Below are 10909 nucleotides of genomic sequence, written 5' to 3' on the forward strand. Positions count from 1 at the left end.
GCGCAAGCGACTTCGACGCCCGTCTCCCTCCTATCTCAACGCGCCCGGGAAGGGGTAGAATTGCCCTGAGCGCTCATCAGGGGGCCTGGGGTGGCCCTCGCCTGAATCGTGCGTACGGAGAAAAGAGGCTATGGACTTCGCCTTGACCTCGGAGCAGGAGGCCTTTCGCCAGGATATACGCGGCTGGCTGAAGCAGGAGCTTCCGCGGGGCTTCACCGGCCTCGACCACGGCGAGGAGTTCGACGGGGAGAACTGGGAATTCACCCGCACCATGTCGCGGAAGCTGGCGGGGAAGGGATGGCTGACCCTCTCCTGGCCCCATGAGTATGGCGGCCTCGCTCGTCCCCTGATGGACACGGTCATCTACCGCGAGGAGATGGTCTACAACGGGGTCCCGGGTATTGACATGGGTGTCGGCGGCGTGAGCTGGGTCGGCCCTACGCTCATGCTCTACGGCACCGACGAGCAGAAGCGCGAGCACCTGCCCTCCATCACGCGGGCGGAGCGCTACTGGTGCACCCTGTACAGCGAACCGAGCACCGGCTCGGACCTGGCCTCGCTCCAAACGCAGGCCGTCCGTGACGGGGACGACTACATCATTCGCGGCCAGAAGATATGGACCAGCGCTGCGCACGTCTCCGACTGGGGCTGGATCGCCGCGCGGACGGACCCCGCGGCGCCCAAGCACAAGGGCATCAGCCTGTTCGTCGTGGACATGAAGTCGAAGGGCGTCACCGTCCGGCCCATCAAGACAATGGCCAATCTGCATTACTTCAACGAGGTCTTCTTCGACGACGTGCGGGTGCCTGCGCGCAACCGCGTGGGGGACGAGAACCACGGCTGGTACATTCTGGCCGTGGCCCTGGACTTCGAGAGGTCGGGCGTGGCCTATTCCGCGCACGCGCGGAGGGTCATTGAGGAACTGACGGCATATTGTCAGAGCACGGTGCGCGACGGCGCGCCCCTGGCCCAGGACCCCTTCGTGCGCAACCGGCTCGCGGACGCCGCAATCGAGACGAAGCTGTCGCGCTTCATGGCATACCGGGTGGCCGTGATGCAGTCGCAGGGCAAGGTGCCGAACTACGAGGCCTCCATGTCCAAGTGCTTTGGCACGGAGATGACGCAGCGCCTGTACCGCACGGGCATGAGTGTTTTGGGGATGCGGAGTCAGTTAGAGGTGGGGGAGAAGCGCGCGCCTCTGGAGGGCCGCATAGCGCGGGGCGCCCTCACCGCCGTCTCCGTGACCATTGCTGCGGGCACCTCCGAGATTCAGCGCAACATCATCGCTCAGCGCGGGCTGGGCCTGCCGCGAGGGTAGAGGCTGGCCATCTCCGGGCTGGTACACAGTAGAGGGTGGCGTCAAGAGACAAAAAGAGACGCCCCGGAATTCCGGGGCGTCTCTTTTTGTGTTCTCCGCGTTGCGGGTTGGTTCCTAGCGCTTGGTGTACTGAGGCGCCTTGCGGGCCCGCTTCAGGCCGTACTTCTTGCGCTCCTTGACGCGCGAGTCCCGCGTGAGAAGGCCGGCCTTCCGCAGAATTGGCCGAAGCGTCTCGTCCATGACCAGCAGCGCCCGGGCAATGCCGTGACGCACGGAGCTGGCCTGGCCGGTCAGTCCACCGCCGGTGACCTTGACCATGACGTTGAACTTGCCTTCCGCGTTGGCGACCTTGAACGCTTGCAGCACAAGCGTCTGCAGACGTGGCAGGGGAAACGCCGTCTCCAGAGGCTTGCCGTTCACGAGGACGGTCCCGTTGCCAGGGACCATCTTCACGCGTGCGACGGCGCACTTCCGGCGGCCCAGTCCCCTGTAGTAGTCTGGCTGCGCTGGCGACTGTGTTGACATAAGTTACGCCTCTTTCTTCTTGGGGGCGGCTGTCTTTTTCGCAGCACTGGTCTTGCGCTCCTTGGCTGGAGCAATCGCATCCTTGGCCGGAGCAGCCGCGTCCTTGACCGCATGAGCGGGACCGACCTGGGCCTGGTAATGGTGGTCGGGCCCGGACGATACCTTGAGGCGCTTGATCAGGCGTCTGCCCAGGGCGTTATGGGGCAGCATGCCCTGTACGGCGTCCTCGATGACGCGCTCCGGATGTTTCGCCAGCACATCGTCCAGGCGGGTCTTCTTGAGGCCGCCGGGGTACAGGGAGTGGTGATAGTAGAACTTCTTGGTCAGCTTGGCCCCGGTGACGTGCACCTTGGCTGCGTTGACAACGACGACGAAGTCGCCCATGGCGATGTGAGGCGTGAACGTGGGCTTGTCCTTGCCCCGGAGGATGCAAGCGATCTCCGTGGCCAGACGGCCCAGCGTTCGCCCCGAGGCGTCAATGACGCGCCACCGGAGCGTCAGGTTTTTCTCTGACGCCGTGTATGTCTTGGTTTGAATGATCTTCATAACCCTTTTTCCTTGGGCGGGAAGTCCTGGTATATGACCCGCATGAGATACAGTCCACAGGCGGGAAGGACGGGCCCCGCGGTCCCTTTTCTGGGCGTGTCCAGTACCCGGCGGAACGCCGCCAACTCCAATTTCCCCGTGCCCACCGCTGTCAGCGCCCCCGCCATGCGGCGGACCTGCTGAGGCAGGAAGGCGTTGGCCCGGACGGTGAAACTCACCATCTCGCCGCGTCGCGTCACGCGCGCTCGCGCCACCCGGCGCACCGTGCTGCGTACCCCCGGCTCCAGCGATTCGGTGAAGGATGCCATGTCCCGCTCGCCTTCGAAGAGGCGGCTGGCGGCGTCCATAGCCGCGGCGTCCAGCGGCTCGCTCATCCGGTAAGTGAACCGTCGCCACAAGGGGCTGGGATCCGGCCGATTCAGCACGAGGTACATGTACTCGCGGCCTTGCGCGTTGCGCCGGACGTCAAATGGGAGGGGCGCCTCATGGGCGGCCTGCACCGCGATGTCCTCCGGCAAATAGTGGTTCAGAGCTTGCTTGTAGACTTCCGGCGCGTGCCGAGAGTCCGTCAGGAAGCTGACCACCTGCCCGCGTGCGTGGACGCCGGCATCCGTACGGCTGGCGCCTGCCATCCGCGTCCTTTCGCCTGTCAATTGTTCAAGTGCTCTTTGCAGCTCCCCCTGAATAGTGGGAGCGCTCTTCTGTATCTGAAAGCCCCTGTAGTGTGTCCCTTCGTACTCCACCACCAGGACGATACGCCGTACCTGCGCCGTGGCGCTGGGGGCCACCGTTACTTCTTGGTGCCCTTGGCTTTCGCCTTCTCGGGAGCGTCAACCATCTCTATCTGCGCCATCATCGCGCCGTCACCCGTACGGGGGCCCATCTTGATAATGCGGGTGTAACCGCCGGAGCGGTCCTTGTAGCGCTGGGCCAGGTCCGTGAACAGCTTCTCCACCACGTCCTTCTTGTAAATGAAGGCCAGGGCTTGGCGTCGGCCGTGGAGCTCCTGGCTCTTGCCCAGTGTGACCATCCGCTCGGCGAAAGTGCGCGTCTCCTTGGCCTTGGCCAGCGTGGTCACGATCTTCTCGTTCTCCAGAAGGCTGGTGGCCAGGTTGCGATAGAGGGCCATACGGTGGTCCGTGGCCCGTGAGAGATGACGTCCTGATAATCTGTGTCGCATGGTTATCCTCGGTACTGCTTAACTAGCTTGTAGCCTCTACCGCTTCCGAGTCAGCCTCGGCGCCCTCCTTGGAGTCAGCGGGCTTTTCCTCTGGCGACAGGAGGCCCATGGAGCGGAGGCGATCGTACAACTCATCCAGCGACTTCTCGCCGAAGTTCCGCATGGAGAGGAGCTCCTCGCGGCTTTTCTCCAGGACCTCGCCGACTTTGTTGGTGTTGTTGCGCTTGAGACAGTTGAGCGTGCGGGCGGAGAGGCCCAGCTTCTCAATGAGCGTGTTATAGACTTCAGCCGGGATGGTCAGAGCCAGGGGTTTCTGGTCCGGGCCGCGCTCCAGCGCCTTGCCGAAGTTGGTGAACAGGAAGAACTGGTCCACGAGGGCCTGGGCCGCCTGGCGCAGCGCCTCCATGGGGGTGATAGTACCGTCCGTCCATATCTCCAGGACGAGCCGGTCATAGTCCGTTACCTGGCCGACCCGCGTGTGCTCCACGGTGAAGTTAGCCTTCCGGACCGGCGAGAAAATGGCGTCCACCGGCAGGTTGCCGATAGGCATACCGGTGACGTGGGTGGCCGGGACATAGCCTTTGCCCGGTTCCACGTAGAACTCAATCGCCAGTCGGGCGTCCTGGGAGTCCAGGGTTGCCAGGTGCTCCTCAGGGTTGACCACCTGGTAGTCGGACGAAGGCTCGATGTCGGCCGCGGTTACCTCTCCCTCACGCTGGACGTTCAGGTAGAGCGTTGCCGGCTTGTTGGAGATGGGCCGCAGACGGATGGCTTTCACGTTCAGCAGCAGATCGGTAAGGTCCTCCTTCATGAAAGGGAGGGAGGAGTACTCGTGCTGCACGCCCTCGATCTTGATCCCACGAATAGCGGCGCCGGGCAGGCAGCCGAGAAGTACGCGGCGCAGCGCATTGCCCAGCGTCACGCCAAACCCCCGCTCCAGCGGCTCCGCGACAAACCGGGAATACGTCTCGCCCTGTTCCACGCAGCCAATCTTGGGCTGCGGCGTTGCAACTCGTTCTTCTGTGGTCATGAATGATTCCGCTCCTACTAGCTCACGCTATCTGGAGGAAGACCTCTACCGAGAGTAGAACTCTACGATGAGACGGTCGTCCACTTTCACCTCGGTGTCAGTTGGCTCAGGCAAACCGATCACCTTGGCGGTCATAGTGCCGCTGTCCAGGCTGAGCCATGCGGGCACGGGGCGTTGAGGCGCGTCCTTGGCGACGGCCTGGTAATAGGAACTCTTCTTGCTCACTTCCCGCCAGCCTATGACGTCGCCGGTGCGTACCAAATAGGACGGGATATCCGTCACCACTCCGTTGACGGTGATGTGGCCGTGTCCCACGACTTGCCGGCTCTGCCTGCGCGACTCCGCGAAGGCCAGCCGGTAGGCCACATTGTCCAAGCGTCGCTCCAGAAGCTGCATGAGGTACTTGCCCGTCATTTCAGGCCGGCGCTTGGCCTGGTCAAAGAAGCGGCGGAACTGGCGCTCCATCATCCCGTAGACGTAGCGTGCTTTCTGCTTCTCCTTGAGATGCACGCCGTATTCGGAAAGGCGGCGCCGACGCTGGGGGTGAGCGCCGGGCGGCGTGCCCCGCTTTTCGACGGCGCACTTGGGGCTCAGGCATCGCTCTCCCTTCAGGAAGAGCTTTTCGCCTATCCTTCTGCATAACCGGCAAGCCGGGCCTGTGTCGCGTCCCATAGTTATCTCACTTCCTGTCTAAAGCCGTGCAAGGCGATGCGTCCCCCACCTACACGCGGCGCCGCTTGGGTGGCCGGCACCCGTTGTGGGGAATGGGAGTCACGTCCGTGATGCGGGTGATGGTGAGGCCAGACGCTTGGAGAGAGCGGATGGCTGCCTCGCGGCCAGTGCCAGGGCCACGCACGTACACCTCGACCTGGCGCATGCCGTACTCGATCGCTCGCTTGGACGCCTCTTCAGCGGCCCGTTGGGCGGCAAAGGCCGTCCCTTTGCGGGAGCCTTTAAAGCCGGTAGCCCCGGCGCTGGCCCACGAGAGGACGTTGCCCTTGGGGTCGGTGAGGGTCACCTGGGTGTTGTTGAATGTGGACTGGACATAAGCCCGTCCTGCGGGGATTTGCCTTTTTTCCCGACGGCGTCCACCTTTAGGCGCAGATTTTGCCATACGTGCTCCTCAGCTTTAGCTATCTGTCCGAGGCTACTTCTTGGCGGCGACGCGGCGCTTGCCGGCCACGGTCTTACGCGCGCCCTTCTTGGTGCGGGCGTTTGTGCGCGTGCGCTGGCCTCGGGCGGGCAGGCCGCGGCGGTGCCGCGTGCCCTGGTAGCAGTTGATCTCTATCTTGCGGCGGATGCTCATCTGCACCTCGCGGCGCAGGTCGCCTTCCACCCGGTACCCTTTGTCCACAATTTCTCGGAGGCGGTTAACCAGATCTTCGGGAAGGTCGGACAGCTTGGCCTGAGGGTCAACGCCGGCCTTCTGGCAGACAATCCGGGCCAGGGTGGGCCCGATGCCATAGATATAACGCAACGCGATCTCAGCTCGCTTGTTGTTCGGCAGGTCCACCCCTGCGATACGCGCCATAACATCTCCTCGTTGAGGCCAATCCCTAAGGCTTTAGCCCTGCCTCTGCTTGTGCTTGGGGTTGCTACAGATGACCCTCACCACGCCCTTGCGGCGGATGACCTTGCACTTTTCGCATCGCGCCCGGACAGATGACCTGACCCTCATCGCCGTTTCCTCTTCTCGGTTGAATACTTCATTCTGGCAAACGAAAGGCTCAGAGGCTGGTAAACCAGCCCTGAGCGTGATATACCTTGTGCTATTTGAACCTGTACGTTACCCGCCCCCGGGTCAAGTCGTAGGGAGATAGCTCCACCAACACTTTGTCCCCCGGCAGAATCTTGATGAAATGGAGCCGGATTTTGCCGGACACGTGGGCCAGGACAGTGTGCCCGTTCGCCAACTGCACACGAAACATGGCGTTAGGCAGGGCCTCCGCCACCGTCCCCTCTACCTCGATTGTTTCCTTTTTTCCCATACACTCCTTGTCCCATCCGCCTCCCCTTCACAATCCGCCCTATAACTGCGTCAGGACCTCAGGCGTCCCGTCGGTGATCGCCACCGTGTGCTCAAAGTGCGCCGACAGGCTTCCGTCCAGCGTGACTACCGTCCAGTTGTCCGGCTTGAGGCGGGTCCGCCATGTCCCGATGTTCACCATCGGCTCCAAGGCGAGCACCATCCCGCTCTGGAGGGCCAATCCCTTGCCCCGCTCACCGTAGTTGGGCACGGCGGGCTCCTCGTGGAGAGCCCTGCCTATCCCGTGTCCTACGTACTCCTTGACCACCGAGTAGCCGCGTGATTCGGCGTAGCTCTGGATGGCCGCCGAGATCTCGCCCATCCGGTTGCCCGCCCTGGCCTCCTGGATGCCCTGCGCCAGGGTCTCTCGAGTGGTTTCGATAAGCTGCTCGGCCTCTCGGCTGATGCGTCCCACCCCCACCGTCACCGCGGCGTCTCCGTGATAGCCGCTCACGATGGCGCCCACGTCCAGGCCGACGATGTCCCCTTCCTTGAGGACACGGCGCCCGGGGATGCCGTGGACGATTTCGTCGTTGACCGAGACGCAGATGGTGGCCGGAAAGCCTCTGTATCCTTTGAACGAAGGGATGGCGCCCATGTCACGGACCACCCGTTCCGCTATGGCGTCCAGCTCTCCCGTACGTATACCGGGGCGCACGGCCTTGACCAGGGCGTCAATCATGTGAGCGACGACCTTCCCAGCCTGGCGCATGTAGTCGAGCTCTTGGCGCGACTTGAGCGTTATTCCCTGTTGCAGTACGGGTTCTAACATTGTGGCAAAACTCTATTGTGCACTATAACGCGCGCCAGGTCAAGCAGGCGTCCCGCTCTCCAATAGCCTTTGTCAGCTTGTAAGGTGCTCGTCCACCCTGCGAACAGGGTGAGGAATTCAGGGGACCCGTCGAAATCATGCGTGGTGCGTTAGCGCCTCGCCACGCGCTTGGCGACATTGAGGCTCCGCAGGAGGTCACCGCGCACCTTGTCGATCTCCTGCTCGCCGTTGACCTCTGTCAGCTTGCCCGCCTTCTGGTAATACTCGATGAGCGGCATGGTCTGCTGGAAGTACACACGCAGGCGGTTGCGGGCCGTCTCCGGCGTGTCGTCGGCGCGCTGGTAGAGCTGGCCCCCGCACCTGTCACACTTGCCTGTCAGCTTGGGCGGCGCGGACGTCACGTTGTACGGGATCTGGCAGGAACGGCATATCCAGCGGTCGCTCAGGCGGCGGACAAGCTCCGCCTCCGAAACGACGATATACAGCACCTTGTCAATGGCCTTGTTCCGCTGCGTCAGGGCCTGGTCCAGGGCCTTGGCCTGCTCAATGGTCCGGGGGAAGCCGTCCAGGATGGCTCCCTGGGCGCAGTCGGGCCGCTCTATCCGCTCCAGGACCATGCGGATGGTCACCTCGTCCGGCACAAGCTGGCCCTTCTCCATGTAGGACTTGGCCAGCAGCCCCAGCTCCGTGCCCTTCTGCTGGTGCTCGCGGAAGAGGTCGCCGGACGCCACGTGCGCCAGTTTCAACTCCTGCTGCAGGGTTGCGGCCTGAGTGCCTTTCCCCGCGCCGGGGGCGCCCAATAGGATGACGTACATGCTCTGTTATCCTCGCGTTGCGAAGGGCATTGCCCTAGCGAATGAATCCTTCGTAGTGGCGCATGAGGAGTTGGGCTTCAAGTTGCCGCATGGTGTCCAGGACCACGCCGATGACGATGAGCAGGCCGGTGCTTGAAAGCTGCAGCCCCTGCACACCCGTCAGGAGCGTGGCGAAGTACGGGGCCGCGGCCACCAGTCCCAGGAAGATGGCGCCGCCCCAGGTGATGCGAGTGATGACGCGCAGCAGATAGTCGTGGGTCGGGCGCCCCGGACGGATGCCGGGAATGAAGCCGCCATTCTTCTGGAGGTTTTCCGCCATCTGCTGTTGCTGGAAGATGACCATCGTGTAGAAGAAGGCGAAGGCTACCACCAGCAGGAAGTACAGCGTCTGGTAGAAAATGCTGTCGAAGGCGAACACGCGCTGCACAAAGGACGCCATGTCCGATACCCACGCGGGCTGCACGCCGATGAAATAGCTGGCGACAGTCCCCGGCAGGATCATGATGGAGATGGCGAAGATAAGGGGAATCATGCCCGCCGAGTTCACGCGCAGTGGGATGTGGGTGGAGCCGCCCACCCGACGGACTTGCCCTCCTCTGAACAGGGTCTTGCCGTATTGGACGGGAACGCGCCTCTTGGCCTCGGTGAAGATAACGATGAACATCACCATCAGGAAGCCAACGCCGAAGAATAACACCAGGCCCATGGGGTTCCCCGCCTGCAGGAACGACTGTCCCAGCATCTGCGGCAGGCTCGCCACAATGCCGGCGAAGATGATGATGGAGATGCCGTTGCCGATACCGTGCTCGGTGATGAGCTCGCCCAGCCAGACGAGGAACATGGACGTCGCCGTCATGGAGGCGACCATCGCCAGTGTGGGCAGCAGGTTCTCGCCGGTCAGCCCGAAGCCGGGGATGATGCCCGCGCGCTGAAAGACGAAGAGCTGTGCATATGCCTGCAGCGCCGACAGCGGGATGGTGAGCCAGAAGGTGATGCGGTTAATCTGCGCCCGACCCTGGTCGCCTTCCTTGGACAGGCGCTCCAGAGCGGGGATAACAGGCACCATGAGCTGCATGATGATGGTGGACGTGATGTAGGGGTACACTCCCATGGCCGCAACGCTCAGGTTGCGCATGGCGCCGCCGGTGAACAGGTCCAGCATGCCCAGAAGGGCGTTGCCCTGGAAGAACCGGTTCATGGCGGCCAGGTCCACTCCCGGCACGGGGATATGGGCCACAAAACGGAAGAGCACCAGCAGGCCAAAGGTAAACAGAAGGCGCGCCCGCAGGTCCGGCTGGCGGAACGCGTCCACCATGGCCTGGAGCAATCGAGGGGCTGCCGCCTGCGTCTGTGTGGTCACGTTAAGTGGCTACCTCAACAGCTTTGCCGCCCGCCGCCTCGATCTTCTGTTTGGCGGAGGCGGTGAATTTGTGCACCGTGACCGTCAGGGCCTTCGTCAGGTCACCCTCTCCCAACACCTTGATTGGCTTCTTGAGGTCTCGAACGACGCGGGCCTTGACCAGCGCGTCCAGCGTGATCTCGGCGCCCGCCGCGAAGGCTGTCTCCAGCTTGCTGACGTTCACCTCTGTGTACTCGACACGGTGGGGGTTGTGAAAGCCTCGCTTGGTGGGCAGACGCTTGATAAGGGGATTCTGGCCGCCCTCGAAGCCGGGGCGCATCTCGCTTTTACCACCTGTGCGGGCCTTCTGGCCCTTCACGCCCTTGGTGGAATAGACGCCGTGCCCGCTGCCGATGCCCCGGCCGACGCGCTTCCTGCGATGGTGGGACCCGGGCGGGGACTTGAGCGTATGCTGTTTGATCATTGTGTCAGACCCCTATCTCTCAGGCCGCGTCAACCCACTCTACGCGGAGCAGGTGCTTCACCTTTTCGACCATGCCCCGCATTGCGGGGGTGTCATCGTGCTCGACAGTCTGGTGCAGGCGCCGGAGTCCCAGCGCCCGGACAGTCCGCTTCTGCTCACCACTGTAGCCGATGGAGCTCTTGACATATGTCGCGCGGATGCGTTTAGCCATTGGGCTTCTCCTGCGCGGGAGCCAGTGCTGCCGCGGCGGGCGCTACAACGACGGGCGCTGCTACGGCGGGCGCGGGGGCCGCCTGAGGACGGCCCGCGGCAGGCTGCGCCGCGGCTGAGGCCCTGTTCTTGCGCAGGGCGATTTCCTTCTCAGGGTCCCGCAGGTCCAAAAGGGCCTTGAGTGTGGCGCGCACGACGTTGATCGGATTGGAGCTGCCCAGGGACTTGGTCACGATGTCCTTGATGCCGGCAGCCTCCACTACGGCTCGAACGCTGCTTCCCGCAATGACGCCGGTGCCCGCCTTCGCAGGCTTGAGCAGGACACGGGCCGCGCCGAACTTTACATTAATCTCATGCGGGATGGTGTCCCCCTTCCGAGGGATCGGCGTGAGGTTCTTCCGCGCCAGTGCACCGCCCTTGCGAATGGCCTCGGGCACCTCCTCCGCTTTGCCAATGCCGATGCCCACGCGGCCTTCGCCGTCGCCGACGACGACGACAGCGTTGAAGTGGAACCGACGCCCGCCCTTGACCACCTTGGCGACACGGCGGATAAACACAACCTTCTCGGTGAAGGAGCTGTCCCCCGCGTTGAACCGGTCACGCCGAATTGGTCTGTTCATTAGAACTGCAGTCCCCCTTCCCTGGCAGCGTCCGCCAGGGCTTT

The 10909-nt window shown here is 63.2% G+C and carries 16 protein-coding genes and 1 pseudogene; 1 reads left to right on the forward strand and 16 read right to left on the reverse strand.

The genetic code is table 11. From position 1 onward, the window contains the following. Positions 1–130: 130 nt before the first annotated feature. A complete protein-coding gene (locus tag Q7T26_07270; protein ID MDO8531953.1) occupies positions 131–1318 on the forward strand; it encodes an acyl-CoA dehydrogenase family protein in 1188 nt (395 codons plus the stop codon). A 114-nt stretch (positions 1319–1432) separates the two neighbouring features. Here Q7T26_07270 and rpsI read toward each other — a convergent pair whose 3' ends face one another. The 16 genes and pseudogenes from rpsI to rpsE all read right to left on the reverse strand — a co-directional run bounded on the left by rpsI (position 1433) and on the right by rpsE (position 10865). After that, entirely contained in the window at positions 1433–1843 is a 411-nt protein-coding gene (rpsI, locus tag Q7T26_07275; protein MDO8531954.1) for a 30S ribosomal protein S9, read from the reverse strand. A 126-nt stretch (positions 1844–1969) separates the two neighbouring features. After that, a pseudogene (rplM, locus tag Q7T26_07280) lies at positions 1970–2389 on the reverse strand (50S ribosomal protein L13). Continuing rightward, complete coding sequence (gene truA / locus Q7T26_07285; GenBank protein ID MDO8531955.1) at positions 2386–3177, reverse strand: tRNA pseudouridine(38-40) synthase TruA; 792 nt, start codon at positions 3175–3177, stop codon at positions 2386–2388. Before truA ends, rplM begins: the two are co-directional and overlap by 4 nt. A gap of 2 nt (positions 3178–3179) precedes the next feature. Further along, complete coding sequence (gene rplQ / locus Q7T26_07290; protein ID MDO8531956.1) at positions 3180–3569, reverse strand: 50S ribosomal protein L17; 390 nt, start codon at positions 3567–3569, stop codon at positions 3180–3182. A 22-nt stretch (positions 3570–3591) separates the two neighbouring features. Next, positions 3592–4599 (reverse strand): DNA-directed RNA polymerase subunit alpha, encoded by a 1008-nt coding sequence (locus tag Q7T26_07295; protein MDO8531957.1) that lies wholly within the window; start codon positions 4597–4599, stop codon positions 3592–3594. A gap of 45 nt (positions 4600–4644) precedes the next feature. Further along, positions 4645–5271, reverse strand: a complete 627-nt coding sequence (gene rpsD / locus Q7T26_07300; GenBank protein MDO8531958.1) for a 30S ribosomal protein S4 — start codon at positions 5269–5271, stop codon at positions 4645–4647. Between the two features lie 49 nt (positions 5272–5320). Continuing rightward, positions 5321–5713 carry a 30S ribosomal protein S11 gene (gene rpsK / locus Q7T26_07305; GenBank protein ID MDO8531959.1) on the reverse strand — a complete coding sequence of 131 codons (393 nt, stop codon included), beginning with the start codon at positions 5711–5713 and terminating at the stop codon, positions 5321–5323. Between the two features lie 33 nt (positions 5714–5746). Next, positions 5747–6130, reverse strand: coding sequence for a 30S ribosomal protein S13 (gene rpsM / locus Q7T26_07310; protein ID MDO8531960.1), 384 nt, complete (start codon positions 6128–6130; stop codon positions 5747–5749). A gap of 33 nt (positions 6131–6163) precedes the next feature. Further along, positions 6164–6277 carry a 50S ribosomal protein L36 gene (gene rpmJ, locus Q7T26_07315; GenBank protein ID MDO8531961.1) on the reverse strand — a complete coding sequence of 38 codons (114 nt, stop codon included), beginning with the start codon at positions 6275–6277 and terminating at the stop codon, positions 6164–6166. A 91-nt stretch (positions 6278–6368) separates the two neighbouring features. Continuing rightward, positions 6369–6587 (reverse strand): translation initiation factor IF-1, encoded by a 219-nt coding sequence (gene infA / locus Q7T26_07320; GenBank protein ID MDO8531962.1) that lies wholly within the window; start codon positions 6585–6587, stop codon positions 6369–6371. A 39-nt stretch (positions 6588–6626) separates the two neighbouring features. Continuing rightward, on the reverse strand, positions 6627–7397 hold the full coding sequence (map, locus tag Q7T26_07325) for a type I methionyl aminopeptidase (protein MDO8531963.1): 771 nt from the start codon (positions 7395–7397) through the stop codon (positions 6627–6629). A gap of 149 nt (positions 7398–7546) precedes the next feature. Continuing rightward, positions 7547–8212, reverse strand: coding sequence for an adenylate kinase (locus tag Q7T26_07330; GenBank protein ID MDO8531964.1), 666 nt, complete (start codon positions 8210–8212; stop codon positions 7547–7549). A gap of 34 nt (positions 8213–8246) precedes the next feature. After that, the gene (secY, locus tag Q7T26_07335) at positions 8247–9539 is read right to left on the reverse strand and encodes a preprotein translocase subunit SecY (protein ID MDO8531965.1); all 1293 of its coding nucleotides are present in this window, start codon (positions 9537–9539) and stop codon (positions 8247–8249) included. A gap of 34 nt (positions 9540–9573) precedes the next feature. Continuing rightward, positions 9574–10032: a 50S ribosomal protein L15 gene (gene rplO / locus Q7T26_07340; GenBank protein ID MDO8531966.1), complete on the reverse strand. Its 459-nt coding sequence runs from the start codon at positions 10030–10032 to the stop codon at positions 9574–9576. A gap of 22 nt (positions 10033–10054) precedes the next feature. After that, on the reverse strand, positions 10055–10246 hold the full coding sequence (gene rpmD, locus Q7T26_07345) for a 50S ribosomal protein L30 (GenBank protein MDO8531967.1): 192 nt from the start codon (positions 10244–10246) through the stop codon (positions 10055–10057). Beyond that, the gene (gene rpsE / locus Q7T26_07350; protein ID MDO8531968.1) at positions 10239–10865 is read right to left on the reverse strand and encodes a 30S ribosomal protein S5; all 627 of its coding nucleotides are present in this window, start codon (positions 10863–10865) and stop codon (positions 10239–10241) included. The genes rpmD and rpsE overlap by 8 nt, the downstream gene beginning before the upstream one ends. Positions 10866–10909 lie beyond the last annotated feature (44 nt).

This window comes from Dehalococcoidia bacterium (assembly GCA_030648205.1).
Classification (GTDB): domain Bacteria; phylum Chloroflexota; class Dehalococcoidia; order JAUSIH01; family JAUSIH01; genus JAUSIH01.